Below are 19,930 nucleotides of genomic sequence, written 5' to 3'. Positions count from 1 at the left end.
CCCAGCCAACTGTTCAGACCAGTAAGACCAAATTCAGCCCGAAAAGCCCGAGTTATGGCACAAACACAATGAATGGCATGGGCTGTGCACTAGGGGACAAGCCAACATCTTTCGTTCCGTTCGGAGATTTTCCATGACCAAGCGTTACAGCGCACTGCTTACTGCCTTGTTTGCCAGCCTGATGCTGAGCCAGACCCCTGCCCATGCCAACGGCCTGGATGACGTCGTAGCGCGCGGCACCCTGAAAGTCGCTGTACCTCAGGACTTCCCGCCGTTTGGCTCTGTGGGTCCGGACATGAAGCCGCGCGGCCTGGATATCGACACGGCACAACTGCTGGCCGACAGACTGAAGGTCAAACTCGAACTGACGCCGGTCAACAGCACCAACCGCATCCCGTTCCTGACCACCGGCAAGGTCGATCTGGTGATCTCCAGCCTCGGCAAGAACCCGGATCGCGAGAAGGTCATCGACTTCTCCCGTGCCTACGCGCCTTTCTATCTGGCAGTGTTCGGTCCACCTGATGCTCCGATCAAAGACATCAATGACCTCAAGGGCAAGACCATCAGCGTGACCCGTGGCGCCATCGAGGACATCGAACTGACCGCCGTCGCTCCCGAAGGCGCAACCATCAAGCGCTTCGAAGATAACAACTCGACCATCGCCGCTTACCTGGCTGGCCAGACCGACCTGATCGCCAGCGGTAACGTAGTCATGGTCGCTATCAGCGAGCGCAACCCGAAACGCATTCCGGCCCTGAAAGTGAAACTCAAGGATTCGCCAGTCTACGTCGGCGTGAACAAGGGTCAGCCCGAGCTGCTGGGCAAGGTCAACGAAATCCTCAATGCCGCCAAGGCTGACGGTTCGCTGGAAAAAGCCTCTGTGACCTGGCTCAAGCAACCTTTGCCAGCCGATCTCTGATCACTGCTTTCTGATCACAGGATCCGCCAATGGCTTATCAATTCGACTTTACACCGGTCCTGCAAAGCGCTGATCTCTTGCTGCGCGGGGCCTTGTTCACGCTGGAACTGACGGCCATTGGCACTTTGCTCGGGGTCAGCCTGGGCATCGTTGGCGCGGTCGTGAGGGCCTGGAAAATCCAGCCTTTCGCCACGATCTTCGGCATCTATGTCGAGCTGATCCGCAACACCCCGTTTCTGGTACAGCTGTTTTTCATCTTCTTCGGCCTGCCGTCGCTTGGCGTGCAGATTTCCGAATGGCAGGCAGCCATCCTGGCAATGGTCATCAACCTGGGTGCTTATTCGACGGAAATCATCCGCGCCGGCATTCAGGCGATCCCCAAGGGACAACTGGAAGCCGCCGCTGCACTGGCCATGAACCGCTACGAAGCCTTTCGCTACGTAGTGCTGGCTCCGGCGCTGAGCAAGGTCTGGCCGGCACTGAGCAGCCAGATCATCATCGTCATGCTCGGCTCGTCGGTCTGCTCGCAGATCGCCACCGAAGAACTGAGCTTTTTCGCAAACTTCCTGCAGTCGCGTAACTTCCGAGCCTTCGAGACTTACATCGTCACCACGCTGGTCTACCTGTGCATGGCGTTGCTGATCCGGCAATTGCTGGCCTGGGTCGGGCGTCGCTACATATCGAGGAGCCGCTGATGGATTTCACCCTTTGGGACATCTTGCGCAACCTGCTGACCGGCCTGCAATGGACAGTGGCCCTCTCGCTGGTGGCCTTTGTCGGCGGCGGCCTTATCGGCTTGCTGGTCATGGTCATGCGCATCTCGGACAAGTCCGGGCCGCGGGTCACTGCCACGCTCTATATAGAACTGTTTCAGGGCACACCGCTGCTGATGCAGTTGTTCCTGGTGTTCTTCGGCGTGGCACTGATGGGTGTGGATATTTCCCCCTGGGCCGCTGCTGCGCTGGCACTGACGCTGTTTACCAGCGCCTATCTGGCCGAGATCTGGCGCGGTTGTGTCGAGTCGATATCGAAAGGCCAGTGGGAAGCGTCCGCCAGCCTGGCGATGACGCCCATCGAGCAGATGCGCTACGTGATCCTGCCACAGGCACTGCGCATCGCCGTGGCACCGACGGTCGGTTTCTCGGTGCAGGTGGTCAAGGGCACGGCCGTAACCTCGATCATCGGCTTCACCGAGCTGACCAAGACCGGCAGCATGCTGGCCAACGCTACCTTTGAACCCTTCATGGTCTACGGCTTCGTTGCCCTGGGCTACTTCATCCTTTGCTACCCCTTGTCGCTCTGTGCGCGCCATCTGGAAAGGAGACTGCATGCCTCTGCTTAGAATTTCCGCCCTGCATAAATACTACGGCGACCATCACGTACTCAAAGGCATCGACCTTTCTGTCGAGGAAGGCCAGGTCGTGGCGATCATCGGCCGTAGTGGCTCGGGCAAGAGCACGCTGCTGCGCACGCTCAACGGGCTGGAGTCGATCAACGATGGCGTGATCGAAGTCGACGGCGAATACCTGGACGCCGCCCGCGCCGACCTGCGCACCTTGCGGCAGAAGGTCGGCATGGTGTTCCAGCAGTTCAACCTGTTCCCGCACCTGAGTGTGGGCGAAAACGTCATGCTCGCGCCTCAGGTCGTACAGAAAGTGCCCAAGGCCGAAGCTGCAAAACTGGCCAGGCAGATGCTGGAGCGTGTCGGGCTGGGCGAGAAGTTCGACGCTTTCCCGGATCGTCTTTCCGGCGGTCAGCAACAGCGCGTGGCCATCGCCCGGGCTCTGGCGATGTCACCCAAGGTGCTGCTGTGCGATGAAATCACCTCGGCGCTGGACCCGGAACTGGTCAACGAAGTGCTCAGCGTCGTGCGCCAGCTGGCGGCCGACGGCATGACCCTGATCATGGTGACCCACGAAATGCGCTTCGCTCGCGAAGTGGGCGACAAGCTGGTTTTCATGCACCAGGGCAAGGTTCATGAAGTGGGCGACCCGAAAGAGCTGTTCGCCAACCCGAAAACCCCGGAACTGGCAAATTTCATCGGTTCGGTGGAACACGCCTGACACAGCCTTTGTGGGAACGAATTCATTCGTGAAGAAGCCCATACACCCGGTCGGGAAGTATGACCTTCCCGGATAAATCCGGTCCCACAGAGCGGTTCCCGTGCCTGATACGTTGGCGGCAGGCATGGATCGTGGCACGATGGCGCGGTTATCGAACGAGATTTTGATCATGCCGCACACCAAAGCCAAGAATCTTTCCCTGATCGCAGCGATCGACCTGGGCTCCAACAGCTTTCATATGGTCGTTGCCAAGGCGAATCAGGGCGAGATCCGCATACTTGAGCGCCTGGGTGAAAAGGTTCAGCTGGCGGCGGGCATCAATGACGAGCGCCAGCTCAACGAAGAGTCCATGCAACGCGGGCTCGATTGCCTCAAGCGCTTCGCCCAACTGATCAACGGCCTGCCGCTGGGCGCCGTACGTATCGTGGGCACCAATGCCTTGCGTGAAGCACGCAACCGCAACGAATTCATCCATCGCGCCGAAAAGATCCTGGGACACCCCGTGGAAGTCATTTCCGGCCGCGAGGAAGCGCGCCTGATCTATCTCGGCGTCTCACACACCCTGGCCGACACTCCGGGCAAGCGTCTGGTGGCCGATATCGGCGGCGGCAGCACCGAGTTCATCATTGGCCAGCGCTTCGAGCCACTGCTGCGCGAAAGCCTGCAGATGGGCTGCGTGAGTTTCACCCAGCGCTACTTCAAGGACGGCAAGGTCACACCGGCCCGCTACGCCCAGGCATACACCGCGGCACGCCTTGAAATCATGAGCATCGAACACGCCCTGCACCGCCTGAAATGGGATGAAGCCATCGGCTCGTCCGGCACCATTCGGGCCATTGGCGTGGCACTCAAGGCCAACGGCTACGGCTCGGGCGAAGTCAACGCTGAAGGTCTGGCGTGGCTCAAGCGCAAGCTGTTCAAGCTGGGCGATGTCGAGAAAATCGACTTTGACGGCATCAAGCCCGACCGCCGTGCGATCTTCCCCGCCGGCCTGGCGATTCTGGAAGCTATCTTCGACGCGCTGGAACTCAAGCGCATGGACCACTGCGAAGGTGCCCTGCGCGAAGGCGTGCTATATGACCTGCTGGGCCGTCATCACCACGAAGACGTGCGCGAGCGCACCCTCAGCTCGCTGATGGACCGCTACCACGTCGATCTGGAGCAGGCCGCTCGCGTCGAGCGCAAGGCGCTGCATGCCCTGGAGCAAGTTGCGGAAGCCTGGGATCTGGAAGACGAAATCTACGCCGAGTTGCTGAGCTGGGCCGCCAAGGTGCATGAAGTGGGACTCGACATCGCCCACTATCACTACCACAAGCACGGCGCCTACCTGATCGAGCACTCGGATCTGGCCGGATTCTCACGCGAAGACCAGCAAATGCTCGCGCTGCTGGTGCGCGGTCATCGTCGCAATATTCCCAAGGACAAGTTCGCCGAGTTCGGCGATGAAGGCGTCAAGCTGATTCGCCTGTGCGTGCTGCTGCGCTTTGCGATTCTGTTCCATCACATTCGCGGCACCCAAGAGATGCCACGCGTGATCCTGCGTGCTGACGGCCCGAACCTGGATGCTGAATTCCCGGACGGCTGGCTGGAAAACAACCAGTTGACCCAGGCCGACTTCGCGCTGGAAGCGGAGTGGCTGACCCGGGTCGGTATCGTCTTTACTGCACGCTGAGTACCGGAATGCTCAGGCGCTCCAACAGAGTCGCCTGGGCGCTTCGAGCGTTCTGGTTGCCGGTCGGCGTGCTGCGCACGTAACGCCCGTCAGGCTGCAACAGCCAGCTGTGGGTGTTGTCGGTCAGGTAACTCTCCAGTTCCTTCTTGACCCGCAGGGTCAGCTTCTTGCCTTCCACCGGGAAGCAAGTCTCGACGCGCTTGTCGAGGTTGCGCTCCATCCAGTCGGCACTGGACAGGAACATCTGCTCGTCGCCGCCATTGAGGAAGTAGTAGACCCGCGTGTGCTCCAGGAAGCGACCGATGATCGAGCGCACCTGAATGTTGTGCGAGACACCCGCAATACCGGGACGCAGGCAGCACATGCCACGCACCACCAGATCGATGCGAACCCCTGACTGACTGGCCTTGTAGAGCGCACGAATGATTTTCGGGTCGGTCAGCGAGTTGAACTTGGCGATGATGTGAGCAGGCTTGCCGTCGAGCGCGAATTGCGTCTCGCGGGCAATCATGTCGAGCATGCCTTTCTTGAGGGTGAACGGCGCGTGAAGCAGCTTCTTCATGCGCAGGATCTTGCCCATGCCGATCAACTGGCTGAACAGTTTGCCGACGTCTTCGCACAAGGCATCGTCGGAGGTCAGCAGGCTGTAGTCGGTGTACAAACGGGCATTGCCCGCGTGGTAGTTACCGGTCCCCAAGTGCGCGTAACGCACGATTTCACCGCCTTCGCGGCGCAGGATCAGCATCATCTTGGAGTGGGTCTTGAAACCGACCACACCATAGATCACCACCGCACCGGCCGCTTGCAGACGGCTGGCCAGTTGCAGGTTGGACTCTTCGTCGAAGCGGGCACGCAATTCGATTACGGCCGTGACCTCCTTGCCGTTACGCGCCGCATCGACCAGCGCATCGACGATTTCCGAGTTCGCGCCGCTGCGGTACAAGGTTTGACGCACGGCCAGTACATGCGGGTCTTTGGCTGCCTGACGAAGCATGTCGACGACCGGCGTGAAGGACTCGAACGGGTGCAGCAACAGAATGTCCTGCTTGCTGACCACGCTGAAAATGTTCTCGCTGTTCTGCAGCAGCTTGGGAATCGCAGGCGTGAACGGCGTGTATTGCAGCTCCGGGTGACTGTCCAGGCTGGTGATGCTGAACAGACGCGTGAGGTTCACCGGGCCATTGACCTGATACAACTCGGACTCGGTCAGGTTGAACTGCTTGAGCAGGTAGTCCGACAGATGCTTGGGACAGGTGTCCGCCACTTCCAGACGCACCGCATCGCCGTAACGACGGGAGAACAGCTCACCGCGCAGGGCGCGAGCCAGGTCTTCCACGTCTTCGGAGTCCAGCGCCAGGTCGGCGTTACGGGTCAGACGGAACTGGTAGCAGCCCTTGACCTTCATGCCCTGGAACAGGTCATCGGCATGCGCGTGGATCATGGACGACAGGAACACATAGTTGTCACCAACCCCGCCCACGTCTTCCGGCACCTTGATGATGCGCGGCAGCAGACGCGGAGCCGGAATGATCGCCAGACCCGAGTCACGCCCGAAGGCATCAATACCTTCCAGCTCGACGATGAAGTTCAGGCTCTTGTTGACCAGCAACGGGAACGGGTGCGTCGGGTCCAGACCGATCGGGGTGATGATCGGTGCGATTTCATCGCGAAAATAGCGACGGACCCACGTCTTGAGCTTGGTCGTCCAGTAGCGACGACGAATGAACCGGACCTGATGCTTTTCCAACTCCGGCAGCAGAATATCGTTGAGGATCGCGTACTGGCGATCCACATGACCATGAACCAGCTCGCTGATCCTGGCCAGGGCCTGATGCGGTTGCAGACCATCGGCACCTGCCTGTTCGCGGGCAAAGGTGATCTGCTTCTTGAGGCCCGCAACACGAATCTCGAAGAACTCATCGAGGTTGCTGGAGAAGATCAGCAGAAACTTCAGCCGTTCCAGCAACGGATAGGACTCATCCAGTGCCTGTTCCAGTACCCGGATATTGAACTGCAACTGCGACAGCTCGCGATGGATATACAGGCTGCTGTCGTCCAGGTTCGGGACGACAATTGCGGGCGCAGCCACAGCATGCGCCTCGACGGGGGCCGGTACGACCTCGATTTCTGGCTCAACCACTGGCGTAGCCTCCTGAACATCGACTTCAACAGTGGCTTCGGTGAGTCCTTCGGTATTCATGAATGTTCCTGTGAGGCTATTGCCCTTTTAACAGTTGAGCAGCACGGACGGCGAAGTAAGTAAGAATGCCATCAGCCCCTGCGCGTTTGAAGGCGGTAAGGGACTCGAGAATCACCCCCTCACTCAGCCAGCCGTTCTGGATCGCAGCCATATGCATCGCATACTCGCCGCTCACCTGATAGACAAAGGTCGGGACCTTGAACTCATCCTTGACCCGGTAAAGGATGTCCAGATAAGGCATGCCCGGTTTGACCATCACCATGTCCGCGCCTTCAGCCAGGTCGGCGGCCACTTCATGCAATGCTTCGTTACTGTTGGCCGGGTCCATCTGATAGGACGCCTTGTTGGCCTTGCCCAGGTTCAGTGAAGAACCTACCGCATCACGGAACGGACCGTAATAGGCACTGGCATATTTCGCCGAATAGGCCATGATCCGGACATTGACGTGCCCGGCAAGTTCCAGGGCTTCACGAATGGCCTGGATGCGACCGTCCATCATGTCCGAAGGCGCAACCACCTGGGCACCGGCGTCAGCGTGAGACAGCGCCTGTTTCACCAGTGCATCGACAGTGATGTCGTTCTGCACATAGCCTTCTTCATCAATGATGCCGTCCTGACCATGGGTCGTGAACGGGTCCAGCGCCACATCGGTGATCACGCCCAGTTCCGGGAAACGCTCACGCAATGCACGGGTCGCACGCTGGGCAATACCATCCGGGTTCCAGGCTTCGGCGCCATCCAGAGATTTTTTCTCCAGCGGCGTCACCGGGAACAGCGCCAGCGCCGGAATCCCCAGCGCAACCCAGCCTTCGGCCTCTTGCAGCAGCAGATCGATAGTCAGACGCTCGACGCCAGGCATCGAGGCTATGGTTTCCCGACGGTTTTCACCATCAAGTACGAATACGGGAAGAATCAGATCATCGACGGTCAGTACATTTTCGCGGACCAGCCGACGAGAAAAGTCGTCGCGACGATTACGGCGCAGGCGAGTGAGAGGAAACAGGCGGTTTGCGGGGGTAAAGCTCACGGCGAGACTCCTGTAGCCCGCATACGCGGGCAAGCGCGACAGTTATAAGCCGCCATTATGACCAATGTGTGACAGTCATAGTGTGACCTGCGACCTAGGGCCGCAGAAAAGGCCTACAACGAGGATGGGCTATTGTGGTTGTAGGAATCTTTAACGTCGAGACACATATCGACACTTTCATGATTGTCCTAGGCGAGTTAGGCTGCGCGTTCATTTCGCCAGCATCCAGACAATGCTCCAGAATTTCTTGAATGATTTCGGCTACTTTGCCCTCTTCCTGGGAACCTTCTTTGAAGGCGAGACCATATTGGTTCTTGCCGGATTTCTGGCTTTCCGCGGATACATGGACCTCAACATGGTCATCCTCGTGGCTTTCTGCGGAAGCTATGCGGGCGATCAGCTGTGGTACTACATGGGGCGCAGGCACGGCCGCAAACTACTTGCACGCAAGCCACGCTGGCAGCTCATGGGCGACAAGGCACTGAGGCTGGTACGCAAACACCCGGACATCTGGGTGCTGAGCTTCCGCTTCGTCTACGGCCTGCGCACGGTCATGCCCGTGGCCATCGGCATGTCCGGCTACCCGCCTTTGCGCTATCTGGTGCTCAACGGCATCGGTGCCGCGATCTGGGCTGCGGCCCTGGGCTCGGCGGCTTACCATTTCGGTGCCGTGATGGAAGGCCTGCTGGGCAACATCAAGAAGTACGAGCTTTGGGTCCTGGGTGGCCTGCTCCTGCTCGGCCTGGCCCTTTGGCTGCGCCGCCGCCTCAAGAACGCCCGCATCGCCCGCCAGGAAAAACTCTGCTGCGCCTCGGCAGCAGCGTCTGATGTAGAAGTCGAAGCGCCGGTCGATCTTCAGAAGAAGACGGATAGCAAGTAAGCGGCAAGCTACAAGCTTTAAGCCTCAAGCTTGTAGCTTGTAGCTTGTAGCTTGTAGCTTGTAGCTTGTAGCTTGTAGCTTGTAGCTTTTGACTTAAAGCTAGCCCCTAAACCGGCTACGCCCGTACAACACCGCAATCGCCAGCAACGCAACCGCTTGTGCGCTGAGCGAATACGCATCGGCGTGAATGCCCAGCCAGTCGAACTCGAAGAACGGCACCGGGCGTGTGCCGAAGATGCCCGCTTCCTGCAATGCCTTGACGCCATGCCCGGCGAAGACCACCGACAGCGCACACAGCAGTGCGGCGTTGATGCCGAAGAACAACGACAACGGCAGTTTTGCCGAACCGCGCAGGATCACCCACGCCAGACCGACCAACAGCACCAGCGCCGTGGCACCACCGGCCAATACGGCTTTATGCCCGGCAGGTCCTGCCTGTAGCCACAGGGTTTCGTAGAACAGAATGACCTCGAACAGCTCTCGATAGACCGAGAAGAACGCCAGCACAGCAAAACCAAAACGTCCGCCGCCACCCACCAGGCTGCTCTTCACATAATCCTGCCAGGCATCGGCATGACGACGATCATGCATCCAGACGCCGAGCCACAGCACCATGACGCTGGCGAACAACGCCGTCGCGCCTTCCAGCAATTCACGCTGGGCTCCGCTGACATCGATGACGTAAGCCGCCAATGCCCATGTCGCCAAGCCAGCCAGCAGCGCCAGGCCCCAACCCGCGTTGACGCTGCGAACGGCAGACTGCTGGCCGGTGTTGCGCAGAAACGCCAGGATCGCTGCCAGTACCAGAATCGCTTCCAGACCTTCACGCAGCAGAATCAGCAGGCCGGAGATGTAGCTCAGGGAAACACTCAGGCCATCGCTACCCAGCAAGGCTGCGGACTCCTGTAGCCTGGCCTTGGCCACTTCAAGCTTCTGCGCCGCCTGAGCCAGCGGCAGGCCGTCCTGCAATGACTGCCGGTAAGCCATCAGGGCTTTTTCGGTGTCTTTGCGCACGTCGGCATCGACGTTATCCAGCGAGCTTTCGACCAGTTCGAAACCTTCCAGATAAGCTGCAACCGACAGGTCGTAAGCCTGTTCATGATCTCCCGCGCTGTACGCCGCCAGACTCTTGTCCAGAGTGGTACTGGTGTAATCGAGCAGTTGCGCCGGGCCGCGCTGGACCTGCGGCGGTTGCGCACGCTGGGCACGGAATGTCGCGGCGGCTTCAGGGCCTTCGGCGGCATTGACCTCCGCTGGCGTCTGACGCGCCAGATCCGCCAGATTGAAGGTCTTGGCTGGCGCGCTCACCGGCTGAGCACTGAAGCTGGCAATGTAGGTCGCGATATCCCAGCGCTGGCGATCATCCAGTTGGTCGGCAAACGCAGGCATATCGGTGCCGGTGATCCCGAGCCCGAGGGTGTTGTAGATGTCGTAAAGACTCAGGCGATCCAGCCGTGCCGCATCACGCAAATTGGCAGGCGCAGGCGTCAGGCCTATGCCGGCCGGACCATCGCCGGCACCGGTGTCGCCATGGCACACCGAGCAGTTCTGCGCATACAGCGGCGCGCCACGAACCGGATCAGGCGTAATGATCGGGGCCTGGCTGACTTCATAGGCGACGGCCAGCCGTGCCCCCAATTGCCGGGCCTGACGAGCGACAAGCGCGCCGTCCTCACGCTTGCTCACCGCGTCTTTCAGGGCTGCAACACCCTGCTCCAGCGCATCGTGCTCGGCACGTTGCGGCAAGGCAACGATCAGGCCCTGCAATGCGTCGAGAAACTCGACCTGCTCCCGGTATTCGGCTTCATCGACGACCTTGCCGTCAGCTACGGTGCCCGGGTAGTCAGCACCTATATAGTCCAGCAGATGCAACGCCTGGGCAGCGCCATCGACGGGGTCGGCCAGCAGGCCGAAGCTGCATAGCGCAAGCAGCGGCACCAACAGCCAGGCCATGAAACGGGAATGCAGAGGCATGGATCGATCTCGACAGGAATTCAATGCGCTGCATTGTTCCTTTCCATCTGCCTCGACTCAATACTCGACCCCGATATTTGTGACAAAACATTACTAAAAACCCGATACAGCGCGATTACGGCACAGAAGACCGTTCCCCATGCACGAATAGTGTCGATTGCAGACGGCCAAAATCAATCGTGCCAAATAACATCAAAATGCCATTGCCAGCCTGAAAACCCGACCTATAATCCCACGGCTTTTTCCAGCAGATGGAAGAGACACATACTCATGCAGCACTTTGCTGCTTGTCCAAATGGACTTACGTAGCCGCCTTCGGCTGCAGAATGGAAATCACCATGCCCTCCCGTTTTCTGACCGCATCTGCGCTGGTCGCCTCTGTTCTGCTGACAGGGTGTTCCGTCTTCCGTAGCTATGATTCCGAATTGAAGGAAACCAACCAGCAACTGGCCAGCGGCAATGTCGATGCCGCCCTCGGCACACTCGAAAAGAACAACACCGGCGAAAACAAAGACCTGCTCTATTACTTTGAGAAAGGCGAACTGCTGCGCTCCAAGGGCGATTTCGCCGGTAGTCAGGCGGCCTGGCGCACGGCCGATCAGGTGGTATTCAAATGGGAAGAGTCGGTCAAGTTCGACACCGAGAAATACCTCGCCCAGTTCGGCAGTTTCCTGGTCAACGACAAGGTGCGTCGCTACGAAGGCTATGACTATGAAAAGGTCATGCTGACCACCCAGATGGCACTCAATCTGCTGGGCCAGAACGATTTCGACGGTGCCCGTACCGAAATCAAGAAGACCCACGAACGTGAAGCCGTGATCGCCAACCTGCGCGACAAGGAATACTTCAAGAGCGAGCAGGAAGCCGAAAGCAAAGGCGTGAAAAACCAGTTCAAGGACCTCAAGGGCTACCCGGTCGAATCACTGGACGCGCCCGAGGTCGTTGGCCTGAAGAACAGCTACCAGAGTGCGTTCAGCCATTATCTGGCAGGTTTCGTCTACGAAGCCCTGGGAGAAAAAGACCTCGCCGCGCCGGGCTATCGCAAGGCCGCAGAACTGCGCCCCAACACTCCGTTGCTGGAAAAATCCCTGGCCGATCTCGACGCTGCTGCCAGCAAGGATGGCAGCAGCGAAGTACTGATCGTGGTCCAGAGCGGTTTTGCTCCGGCCCGTGATTCGGTAAATATCCCGCTGCCACTGCCGATCAGCGGCAATCTGGTCATCACGCCGCTGTCATTCCCGGTGATCAAGCCGGATACCAGCACGCCGATCGTCAGCCAGATCACCCTGGACGGCCAGCCGCTCAACTTGACGCTGCTCAACAGCACCACTGACATGTCACGCCGCGCACTGCGCGACGACATGCCGGGCATCATCGTGCGTACCACGCTGCGCGCCATTACCCGTGGTGTTGCGCAGAAGCAGATCAACGACGTCAATCCGCTGGCCGGTCTGGCAGTCGGTATCGCTTCGGCCATTACCGAAGGTGCCGACACCCGCACCTGGCGAACCCTGCCGGACAACACACTGGTGGCAAGGCTGCGTCTGACGCCGGGCATGCATCAGGTAGTACTGCCAAGCACACTGGGCGGCACGCATGTACAGGTCAAAGTTGATCAGCGCTATCAGGTCGTCACCCTGCGCGCCCTGGGCAATCAGGTATTCACCAATGGCCTCGCGGCACAGGTCACGCCCGTGAATGTCCCGCAAGCCCTTGCCGTCAAACAACCCTGAACGGAGACACCCCATGCGTATCAAGATTTTCGGCGCACTGGCGCTGGCCCTGCTCGCAGGCTGCGCAACCCCGCCACCTCCGGCTCCGGGTAGCGCAGCCAGTAAAGTGGTTGCACTTGGCGACATCAAAAGCATTGAAGTTGGTGCCATGCGCGTGGCTCGGGAAAATGGCTTCCTGACCGTCAAGGCTCAATTGACCAACACCAGCAGCCGTAACAAGACGATGTACTACCGCTTCGCGTGGCTGGGTAACGATGGCTTTCCTGTCGCAGACGAAGAAGCCTGGAAAAGCACGATGATGTATGGCTCGCAAAGCACCACGCTGCCGGCTATCGCACCCAATCCGCGGGCCACCGATTTCCGCCTTGAAATCAACACGCCTTGATCCGCTCACAGAAGAGTCCACACATGCTGTTTACACGTCTTTGCTCCATCGCCGTCGTCGCCCTTCTGGCCAGCGGCTGCGCCAATAACTCTCCGGTTCTTGGCAGCAAGAACATCAGTTATGGAGATACCAAGGCAGTCGAAACGATTACCAACGAATTCGGCTCCACCGACCTGCAGATGATCGCCGAGAGCATGACCCGCTCACTGGCACAGTCCGGCATCCTGCAAGGCCGCCCGGTGGTTCAGGTCTACGATGTGAAGAACAAGACCAGCGAGTACATCGACACTCGCGAAATCACCACCACCATCAAGACCCAGTTGATGAAGAGTGGCGTAGCCCGCTTCGCCAGCGACAACACTGAAATGCAGAGCCAGGTCGACCAGCTCAAGCTGCAAAACCAGAGCGGTCTGTACAAGCAGAGCACTATCGCCAAGACCGGCAACATGGTCGCCGCCAAATACCGCCTGGAAGGCTCGATCAGCTCCATCGTCAAGCGCAGTGAGGATTACAAGGACGTCTTCTACAAATTCAGCCTGCAACTGATCGATGTCGAAAGCGGCCTGGCAGAGTGGATGGACGAAAAAGAAATCCGCAAGACGACGGAGCGCTGAGTGATGCGTGCATGGATTGGCATTATCGGCATGGCCTGCGCCTTCTCGGTTCAGGCAGCCCCAAAGATCGCCGTGACAGGCATGGCCTATCAGGAACGTGTGGAGCAATACATCCACACCGTTTCGGCGAAAAGCGACATGCGAGCCAACTACTACAGCGAAAGCGGCTCGTCGAGCTATGAAGAATACGAGTCCCGCACCAGCTACATCGAACAGAGCGAGCTGCAGAAATTCAGCGGAGACATCAGGGGCGAGATCCTGAAGTCCGGGCTGTTCCAACTGGTGCAGGGCACGCCTTACAAGACCGGCTCCAAAGAAGATGTGTACGACGTCATCGCACGCATCAAGAGCGGCCACTTCAAAGGTGCTGACTACGTATTGTTCGGCGCATTGTCGGACATCGACTTCCGTCAGGACGTGGGCGAGATTGCCAATACCAATAGCTACTCGGCCATTATGGGGCTGACGGTGGTCGGTGATTTCAGCCTGATCAACACCCGCACCTACGAAATCACCTCGGCCTTTACCGCCATGGGCGAAAGCCAGGACACCAAGCTGGTCAACAGCCGGGACGTGAAGATTTCCATGAACCGGGGTCGCGTGGTGCGCGATGCCTCAAAGTCGATCGGCGTCGACGTGACGCGTCAGTTGCGTGAGCAATTGCGAGGTGAAATCGAATATACCGGCCAACCGATACAGCAGAATCTCCCGAGAGACGAAGCGCCACGGATTTTGCGCTAACCCCGTAGGAGCGAATTCATTCGCGAATGAATGCCTCGCGAATGAATTCGCTCCTACAGATTTCAAGCCGTTCCGCGATGAAGCGTCGCCAGAAAGCCCGCAGCGCCCACGAACAGGCTGGCGAAGGTGCGGTTCAGGCGGCGTTGTTGTTTCGGGGTTTTCAGCAGGCGCAGCACGCGGGACGCAAGCCCTGTGTAACCGGCCATCACCACGGCATCCACAGCAACCATGGTCACCGCAATGATCACGTACTGAGCCAGCAACGGCTGGGCGGGGTCGATGAACTGCGGCAGGATCGCCAGCATGAACACCAGCGCCTTGGGGTTGCTGATGTTGACCAGAAAGCCACGAAAGACCAGGCTCAGCGGCTTGCCGATGGGACGAGTCGCCGAGTCATCAGACAGATCTCCAGGCAGCGCCCGCCATTGCTTGATACCCAGGTAAACCAGGTAAGCCACGCCAAACCATTTGATCAGGTTGAATGCCAGCTCGGAGGCACTCAATACCGCGCCCAGGCCCGCCGCGACAATTGCGATCTGCGCCACCAGCGCGATCTGCAAACCCAGGGCATTCCAGTAGCCACGCCAGAAACCGTATTGCAAACCACAGGACATCGACGCAATCGCGCCAGCCCCCGGAGACAGACTGATAATCCAGCAGGCGGCAAAAAAAGCCAGCCATGTTTCAAGCGCCATCACACACCTCAAGTCCAGTAAAGCCCGATAGCTGCTAACTTAGTGCGTAATGCAATTGATGACTAATTATTTCTGCTCGCCCATCGGTTTCTCAATCATCACCTGCGGGACGATATCGCTGCCCCGCCAGCGGCGAACCGCTTTCTGGAAGAACTGACTGTTGGGCACTTGCACCAGCGCACCACCCGCCTCGGGCATTTCGATCAGGGTGGTAAACATCAGGTTGATGGCGACGACCCGGCCTTTGACGCCGGGCTTGTCGAGTGTTTCGACCAGCTCAACGACATCGCCGATGCGGAAAGGGCCGATGGTGAAGATCAGGATGGCGCAGAGCAGGTTGGACAGCACACTCCACATCGCGAAGAACGCAACGGCGGCTACCGCGACAAAGCCCGACAACGCAGTCCACAGTACCGTGGCAGAAACGCCGAGCCGGCCCAGGACAACGACAAACGCGCTGCCCATGATCAACCAGCGCAAACCGCCACGCACCGGCACCAGCAGCTCCGGCGGCAGCGGATAACGCTCGCCCAGGCCCGTCAGAAAACGGCCGATTACCCGCTGCAATACGTAACCCGCCAACAGAATCAACAGGATCTGCACGCCCAGCCAGAGCGGTTCGATCCAGTAGGCCGTCAGCGTCAACCCGAAAAAGTCCATCAGCCCCTCACTTCAATTACGACAATGCTTCCAGTTCGGCCTGCATTGATTCCAGCAGTTCCAGCGCTTCCATCCAGGCCTCTTCCAGCTCGGACTCCCGCGTCTTCAACCTGGCCTGTTCCGCCAGCAGATCGCGCAGCTTGTCCTTGTTGGCAGCCTCGTAGTTGGTACTGTCGGCCAGGGCCTCTTCTACCTTGGCCAGTTTTTCATGCAGGGTTCCCAGCTCACGCTCCAGCTTGTCGGCTTCACGCTTGTGCGGAGCCAGTTGTTGGCGCAAGGCTGCCGCCTGCTGACGCTGGGCTTTCTTGTCGGTCTTGTCGGCGTTGACCGGTGTGTTGCTGACCGGCGCATTGCGCAAACGGTAATCAGCCAGCCAGCGCGTGTAGTCGTCCAGATCACCATCGAACTCCTGAACCCGGCCATCGGCGACCAGCAGGAAATCATCGGTGGTGCTCTTGAGCAAGTGTCGGTCGTGGGAAACCACCAGTACCGCGCCACTGAACTCCTGCAGAGCCATGGTCAGCGCCAGGCGCATTTCCAGGTCCAAGTGGTTGGTCGGTTCGTCGAGCAGCAAGAGGTTGGGTTTTTCCCAGGCAATCAGGGCCAGTGCCAGACGCGCCTTTTCACCACCGGAGAAATTCACCACCGGCTCGTCCAGGCGCGCGCCGCGGAAGTCGAAGCCACCGAGGAAGTCGCGCAGTGTCTGCTCGCGCTCGGTAGGTGCCAGACGCTGCAGATGCAGCAAGGGGTTGGCCTTGGCGTCCAGGGAGTCGAGCTGATGCTGGGCAAAATAGCCGACCGTAAGGTTTTCACCCCGCACCAGACGACCGCCCAAGGGCTCAAGCTCGCCCGCGAGGTTTTTGATCAGGGTCGATTTACCCGCGCCGTTAGGCCCCAGCAGACCGATGCGCGCACCCGGCGTCAGTTGCAGTTTGACCTTCTCCAGAATGGTCTTTTCGCCATAGCCCAGACGTGCTTCGGACAAATCCAGCAGCGGGCTGGAGATTTTGTCGGACTCACGGAAAACGAAGTTGAATGGTGAGTCCACATGGGCTGCGGACAGCTCTTCCATGCGTTCAAGGGCCTTGATCCGGCTCTGTGCCTGACGGGCCTTGGTGGCCTGGGCCTTGAAGCGCGCAATGTATTTTTCCATATGCGCACGTTGCGCCTGCTGCTTCTCGTAGGCCTGTTGCTGCTGGGCCAGACGTTCGGCACGGGCACGCTCGAAGGCGCTGTAACCACCGCGATAAAGCGTGATCTTGCGTTGTTCGACGTGGGCGATGTGATCGACCACCGCATCAAGGAAGTCACGATCGTGGGAAATCAGCAGCAAGGTGCCGGGATAGCTCTTGAGCCAGTCTTCCAGCCACAGAATGGCGTCCAGGTCCAAGTGGTTGGTCGGCTCATCGAGCAGCAACAGGTCCGAAGGACACATCAGGGCCTGAGCCAGGTTCAGGCGCATCCGCCAGCCACCGGAGAAACTGCCGACCTGACGTTCCATCTGCTCGTTGGTGAACCCCAGGCCCGCCAGCAGTTTGCGGGCACGGGCATCGGCGGTGTAACCGTCGGCGCTGTCGAGTTCGGCATGCAGACGCGCCTGTGCGGCACCGTCCTGGGCTGCTTCGGCTTCAGCGAGCTGACGCTGAACCTCGCGCAGGCGCAGGTCGCCGTCCAGAACGTAATCGACACCCAGGCGCTCAAGGGTATCGACCTCCTGACGCATGTGTGCGATACGCCAATCGGCAGGCAGCAGGCAGTCGCCGGAGTCAGGCGTCAACTCACCGCGCAACAAAGCGAAGAGGCTGGATTTACCGGCGCCATTGGCACCGATCAGACCGGCTTTCTGGCCGGCGTGCAGGGTCAGCTCGGCGTCTTCTAGCAGACGTTGCGGACCACGCTGTAAGGTAAGGCTTTGAAGTCGAATCATAATGGCGGCGGAGTCTACCAGCTTCGTCTCAAACAGGTAGCTCACTATGCCTTCTGACCTTTGGAGTTTCACCCTCGATTTCTATGCCAGACCCGGCGTCGAAGAGGCCTGCCTGCGTCTGCAAACCAACGGGGCCAATGTGTGCATGGTGCTTCTGGGTGTCTGGCTGGGCAAACGCGGCGTGAAATGTGATGCCCGGCGATTACAGGAAATCGGACAGTTGGCGATGCCATGGCACGACGACGTCGTGCGCCCTCTCAGGGAATTGCGCACGCAATGGCGTGACGCGGCACGACTCGACCCTGCACTGGGATCGTTGCGTGAACGAGTGAAAGCGCTGGAACTGGAAGCCGAGCAGCAGTTGCTCGCACGATTGCAGACACTGACACAGGACTGGTCAGTTGATGAAGCCGAGGACTTGCAGTGCTGGCTGACTGGCCTGGCCGCAGAGTCCTCCGACAAGGCCCGCGACGCGCTGCAGATGCTGCGCGTCCCGGCGGATCAGCCTTAGGACGCTGTGTTAGGCGTGACGCTATTGGCTGTCGATGGAGCAGTTGCAGCCGGTGCGGCTGGTGCAGCGGCAGGAGTAGGAGCCGTTGCTGGCGTGGCCGGTTTGGCGGCAGCCGGTTTTACCGCTGGCTTGGCAGCAGGTTTGGCGGCGGACCTGGCTGCTGGCTTGGCGGCAGTTTTGGCAGGTGCTTTAGCCGCTGGTTTAGCAGCGCTGCTGGCAGCAGGTTTGGCCGCTGCCGGTGCTTTGGTTGCTGCTGGCTTGGCGGCGGGTTTGGCAACCGGCTTGGCAGTCGCTTTGGCGGCAGCAGGTTTGGCAGCAGCGGTTTTAGCCGCAGCTTTTACCGGAGCCTTGGCAGCAGGAGCCTTGGTCGCCGCAGGTTTTGCAGCCACTGGCTTGGCGGCAGCCGGAGTTTTCGCGGCTGTTGGCTTGGCAGCCGGCTTGGCAACAGATGCAGCCCTGGCAGCCGGTTTGGCCGCTGGCTTGGCGGCAGCTTTGGCTGGCGCCTTGGCGGCAGGTGCCTTGCTAACGGCTTTTGCTGCAGTGGTTTTTGCAGCAGCAGGAGCCTTGGCAGGTGCAGCAGGCTTGGCTGCACGAGTGTCCAGAATCTTGCCGACGGCCTCTTTGACGCGACCAACGCCCTGAGCAAGCTTCAGGCTCTCTTGAGCATCACGCTTGAGCTGCAGGATGTAGGTGCGGGTTTCGGTCTGGCGATCCTTGAGTGCGTCGAGCAAGTCTTCAAGTTCTGCAACGGCATTCTTGGCCTTGGTCTGCGCCTTTGCCTTGCCGGCAGTCGCCGCGTCCTGCAGTTTGGTGCGGGACTTGTGCAGTTTTTCCTGCGCTTTACCACGTTGTTTTTCAAGCTTGGCGAGCAGTTTCTCGGCATCCGACAAGGCTTGGGAGCAGGCGTCTTCCAGATGTTCGAGCAAGCTGCCCGACAATTGTTGGAGCAGGTGCAATGGAGTGTTTACTGGCTTCTTTTTGGCCGACATGACTTACCTCCTGGCTGACGAAATTGCGGCCCATACTAGACCTCTGTCCGCAGTGCCGCTAGGGCATCTTGACAGCGCCGCACGCACCCTGTTGCATACGAGCACAAATCATTGATGCAACTGCTACAGGGGCAATACAAAATTCTCTTGCCAGGAGTCATCACCGCAAGCCTTCGCACTGGCATAATCGCTGACTTCCCGGGCCGGAGAGCATTCATGTCGCGCTACCTGTTAACGTCGTTGTTCCTCTTGATTCCTCTGGCGCATGCCGGTGAAACCGCACCGACACAGGACTCTCACGATCTCGCGTACAGTCTGGGTGCCAGCCTGGGTGAGCGCCTGCATCAAGAGGTCCCGGACCTTGACCTGAAGGCATTGGTAGAAGGCTTGAAGCAGGCTTACCAAGGCAAGCCGCTGGCGCTCAAGCAAGAACGCATCGACCAGATTCTCAGGGAGCATGATGCAGCCCTGGCGCAAGCCGAAGCCTCGGGCACCGACGCCCAGAGCGAGGCAGCGCTGACGGCAGAGCGTCGCTTCATGGACAGCGAGAAAGCCAAGCCCGGCGTGAAGACGCTGGCCGACGGCATTCTGATGACGGAGCTGACTCCGGGCACCGGTCCCAAACCTGAAGCCAATGGCCGGGTCGAAGTGCGCTATGTCGGACGCCTGCCCGACGGCACGATCTTCGATCAGAGCAACCAGCCGCAGTGGTTCCGACTCGACAGCGTGATCAGTGGCTGGACCACTGCACTGCAAGGCATGCCGGTAGGCGCGAAGTGGCGTCTGGTGATTCCTTCAGCCCAAGCCTATGGCGCAGAAGGTGCAGGCGATCTGATCGATCCGTTCACGCCGCTGGTTTTTGAAATCGAGCTGGTCGCGGTCTCGCAGTAACCGACACCCTGAAATGCGAAAGGGTGCGAACGCACCCTTGGCAACACGA

Annotated in this window: 19 protein-coding genes; 12 read left to right on the top strand and 7 right to left on the bottom strand. The window is 59.4% G+C overall.

Going from position 1 to position 19,930, the window contains the following annotated elements; genetic code table 11:
• The first annotated feature begins 133 nt into the window (after nucleotides 1-133).
• From K5D32_RS18850 to ppx, 5 genes are all read left to right on the top strand, one after another.
• Nucleotides 134-919: a transporter substrate-binding domain-containing protein gene (locus K5D32_RS18850; RefSeq protein WP_201001142.1), complete on the top strand. Its 786-nt coding sequence runs from the start codon at nucleotides 134-136 to the stop codon at nucleotides 917-919.
• Between the two features lie 29 nt (nucleotides 920-948).
• Nucleotides 949-1,614 (top strand): amino acid ABC transporter permease, encoded by a 666-nt coding sequence (locus K5D32_RS18845; protein ID WP_200993617.1) that lies wholly within the window; start codon nucleotides 949-951, stop codon nucleotides 1,612-1,614.
• Complete coding sequence (locus K5D32_RS18840; protein ID WP_221575511.1) at nucleotides 1,611-2,261, top strand: amino acid ABC transporter permease; 651 nt, start codon at nucleotides 1,611-1,613, stop codon at nucleotides 2,259-2,261. Before K5D32_RS18845 ends, K5D32_RS18840 begins: the two co-directional genes overlap by 4 nt.
• Entirely contained in the window at nucleotides 2,248-2,982 is a 735-nt protein-coding gene (locus K5D32_RS18835; protein ID WP_201001140.1) for an amino acid ABC transporter ATP-binding protein, read from the top strand. The genes K5D32_RS18840 and K5D32_RS18835 overlap by 14 nt, the downstream gene beginning before the upstream one ends.
• Before the next feature lie 169 nt (nucleotides 2,983-3,151).
• Entirely contained in the window at nucleotides 3,152-4,654 is a 1,503-nt protein-coding gene (ppx, locus tag K5D32_RS18830) for an exopolyphosphatase (RefSeq protein ID WP_221575453.1), read from the top strand.
• Here the strand turns inward: ppx and ppk1 are convergent.
• Nucleotides 4,641-6,854: a polyphosphate kinase 1 gene (gene ppk1, locus K5D32_RS18825; RefSeq protein ID WP_221575452.1), complete on the bottom strand. Its 2,214-nt coding sequence runs from the start codon at nucleotides 6,852-6,854 to the stop codon at nucleotides 4,641-4,643. The two genes, ppx and ppk1, sit on opposite strands and share 14 nt — an antisense overlap.
• 16 nt (nucleotides 6,855-6,870) lie before the next feature.
• Nucleotides 6,871-7,881, bottom strand: a complete 1,011-nt coding sequence (gene hemB, locus K5D32_RS18820; RefSeq protein ID WP_025257988.1) for a porphobilinogen synthase — start codon at nucleotides 7,879-7,881, stop codon at nucleotides 6,871-6,873.
• A gap of 232 nt (nucleotides 7,882-8,113) precedes the next feature.
• On the opposite strand from hemB, the gene K5D32_RS18815 reads away from it, so the two are divergent.
• The gene (locus K5D32_RS18815; protein ID WP_221575451.1) at nucleotides 8,114-8,761 is read left to right on the top strand and encodes a DedA family protein; all 648 of its coding nucleotides are present in this window, start codon (nucleotides 8,114-8,116) and stop codon (nucleotides 8,759-8,761) included.
• 99 nt (nucleotides 8,762-8,860) lie between these two features.
• Here the strand turns inward: K5D32_RS18815 and K5D32_RS18810 are convergent, their stop codons facing one another.
• Nucleotides 8,861-10,735 carry a cytochrome c/FTR1 family iron permease gene (locus tag K5D32_RS18810; protein ID WP_221601406.1) on the bottom strand — a complete coding sequence of 625 codons (1,875 nt, stop codon included), beginning with the start codon at nucleotides 10,733-10,735 and terminating at the stop codon, nucleotides 8,861-8,863.
• A 338-nt stretch (nucleotides 10,736-11,073) separates the two neighbouring features.
• On the opposite strand from K5D32_RS18810, the gene K5D32_RS18805 reads away from it, so the two are divergent.
• Genes K5D32_RS18805 through K5D32_RS18790 form a run of 4 tightly spaced genes read left to right on the top strand, consistent with a single transcriptional unit; the run spans nucleotide 11,074 to nucleotide 14,208 of the window.
• Nucleotides 11,074-12,468 carry a COG3014 family protein gene (locus K5D32_RS18805; RefSeq protein WP_221594516.1) on the top strand — a complete coding sequence of 465 codons (1,395 nt, stop codon included), beginning with the start codon at nucleotides 11,074-11,076 and terminating at the stop codon, nucleotides 12,466-12,468.
• A gap of 13 nt (nucleotides 12,469-12,481) precedes the next feature.
• Nucleotides 12,482-12,853 (top strand): YcfL family protein, encoded by a 372-nt coding sequence (locus tag K5D32_RS18800; protein WP_117180463.1) that lies wholly within the window; start codon nucleotides 12,482-12,484, stop codon nucleotides 12,851-12,853.
• 26 nt (nucleotides 12,854-12,879) lie between these two features.
• Entirely contained in the window at nucleotides 12,880-13,467 is a 588-nt protein-coding gene (gene lpoB, locus K5D32_RS18795; RefSeq protein ID WP_409372880.1) for a penicillin-binding protein activator LpoB, read from the top strand.
• A gap of 3 nt (nucleotides 13,468-13,470) precedes the next feature.
• Nucleotides 13,471-14,208: a penicillin-binding protein activator LpoB gene (locus K5D32_RS18790; protein ID WP_221575446.1), complete on the top strand. Its 738-nt coding sequence runs from the start codon at nucleotides 13,471-13,473 to the stop codon at nucleotides 14,206-14,208.
• Nucleotides 14,209-14,270: 62 nt separating this feature from the next.
• Here K5D32_RS18790 and K5D32_RS18785 read toward each other — a convergent pair whose 3' ends face one another.
• From K5D32_RS18785 to K5D32_RS18775, 3 genes are all read right to left on the bottom strand, one after another.
• Nucleotides 14,271-14,903, bottom strand: coding sequence for a LysE family transporter (locus K5D32_RS18785; RefSeq protein ID WP_221575445.1), 633 nt, complete (start codon nucleotides 14,901-14,903; stop codon nucleotides 14,271-14,273).
• Between the two features lie 66 nt (nucleotides 14,904-14,969).
• A complete protein-coding gene (locus K5D32_RS18780) occupies nucleotides 14,970-15,563 on the bottom strand; it encodes a mechanosensitive ion channel family protein (RefSeq protein ID WP_025257980.1) in 594 nt (197 codons plus the stop codon).
• Nucleotides 15,564-15,579: 16 nt separating this feature from the next.
• Nucleotides 15,580-17,490: an ATP-binding cassette domain-containing protein gene (locus K5D32_RS18775; protein ID WP_216704605.1), complete on the bottom strand. Its 1,911-nt coding sequence runs from the start codon at nucleotides 17,488-17,490 to the stop codon at nucleotides 15,580-15,582.
• 46 nt (nucleotides 17,491-17,536) lie between these two features.
• Between K5D32_RS18775 and K5D32_RS18770 the strand changes: the two genes are divergently transcribed.
• On the top strand, nucleotides 17,537-18,001 hold the full coding sequence (locus K5D32_RS18770) for a TIGR02444 family protein (RefSeq protein WP_221601404.1): 465 nt from the start codon (nucleotides 17,537-17,539) through the stop codon (nucleotides 17,999-18,001).
• On the opposite strand, the gene K5D32_RS18765 is transcribed toward K5D32_RS18770, so the two are convergent.
• Nucleotides 17,998-18,990: an AlgP family protein gene (locus K5D32_RS18765; RefSeq protein WP_221601403.1), complete on the bottom strand. Its 993-nt coding sequence runs from the start codon at nucleotides 18,988-18,990 to the stop codon at nucleotides 17,998-18,000. The genes K5D32_RS18770 and K5D32_RS18765 overlap by 4 nt on opposite strands.
• A gap of 216 nt (nucleotides 18,991-19,206) precedes the next feature.
• Here K5D32_RS18765 and K5D32_RS18760 point away from each other — a divergent pair, with 216 nt between their 5' ends.
• A complete protein-coding gene (locus K5D32_RS18760) occupies nucleotides 19,207-19,881 on the top strand; it encodes an FKBP-type peptidyl-prolyl cis-trans isomerase (RefSeq protein WP_221557134.1) in 675 nt (224 codons plus the stop codon).
• Nucleotides 19,882-19,930: the final 49 nt, after the last annotated feature.

Source organism: Pseudomonas cichorii (genome assembly GCF_019719005.1).
Classification (GTDB): domain Bacteria; phylum Pseudomonadota; class Gammaproteobacteria; order Pseudomonadales; family Pseudomonadaceae; genus Aquipseudomonas; species Aquipseudomonas cichorii_E.
The sequence above is the reverse complement of the archived record's forward strand: the minus strand, read 5'-3'. Positions and strand labels throughout refer to the sequence as shown.

Coding starts and splice junctions, on each gene's coding strand:
- K5D32_RS18850 (WP_201001142.1), top strand. CDS start 134: ATGACCAAGCGTTACAGCGCACTGCTTACTGCCTTGTTTGCCAGCCTG.
- K5D32_RS18845 (WP_200993617.1), top strand. CDS start 949: ATGGCTTATCAATTCGACTTTACACCGGTCCTGCAAAGCGCTGATCTC.
- K5D32_RS18835 (WP_201001140.1), top strand. CDS start 2,248: ATGCCTCTGCTTAGAATTTCCGCCCTGCATAAATACTACGGCGACCAT.
- ppx (WP_221575453.1), top strand. CDS start 3,152: ATGCCGCACACCAAAGCCAAGAATCTTTCCCTGATCGCAGCGATCGAC.
- ppk1 (WP_221575452.1), bottom strand. CDS start 6,854: ATGAATACCGAAGGACTCACCGAAGCCACTGTTGAAGTCGATGTTCAG.
- K5D32_RS18815 (WP_221575451.1), top strand. CDS start 8,114: ATGCTCCAGAATTTCTTGAATGATTTCGGCTACTTTGCCCTCTTCCTG.
- K5D32_RS18810 (WP_221601406.1), bottom strand. CDS start 10,735: ATGCCTCTGCATTCCCGTTTCATGGCCTGGCTGTTGGTGCCGCTGCTT.
- K5D32_RS18805 (WP_221594516.1), top strand. CDS start 11,074: ATGCCCTCCCGTTTTCTGACCGCATCTGCGCTGGTCGCCTCTGTTCTG.
- K5D32_RS18800 (WP_117180463.1), top strand. CDS start 12,482: ATGCGTATCAAGATTTTCGGCGCACTGGCGCTGGCCCTGCTCGCAGGC.
- K5D32_RS18790 (WP_221575446.1), top strand. CDS start 13,471: ATGCGTGCATGGATTGGCATTATCGGCATGGCCTGCGCCTTCTCGGTT.
- K5D32_RS18785 (WP_221575445.1), bottom strand. CDS start 14,903: ATGGCGCTTGAAACATGGCTGGCTTTTTTTGCCGCCTGCTGGATTATC.
- K5D32_RS18780 (WP_025257980.1), bottom strand. CDS start 15,563: ATGGACTTTTTCGGGTTGACGCTGACGGCCTACTGGATCGAACCGCTC.
- K5D32_RS18775 (WP_216704605.1), bottom strand. CDS start 17,490: ATGATTCGACTTCAAAGCCTTACCTTACAGCGTGGTCCGCAACGTCTG.
- K5D32_RS18770 (WP_221601404.1), top strand. CDS start 17,537: ATGCCTTCTGACCTTTGGAGTTTCACCCTCGATTTCTATGCCAGACCC.
- K5D32_RS18765 (WP_221601403.1), bottom strand. CDS start 18,990: ATGTCGGCCAAAAAGAAGCCAGTAAACACTCCATTGCACCTGCTCCAA.
- K5D32_RS18760 (WP_221557134.1), top strand. CDS start 19,207: ATGTCGCGCTACCTGTTAACGTCGTTGTTCCTCTTGATTCCTCTGGCG.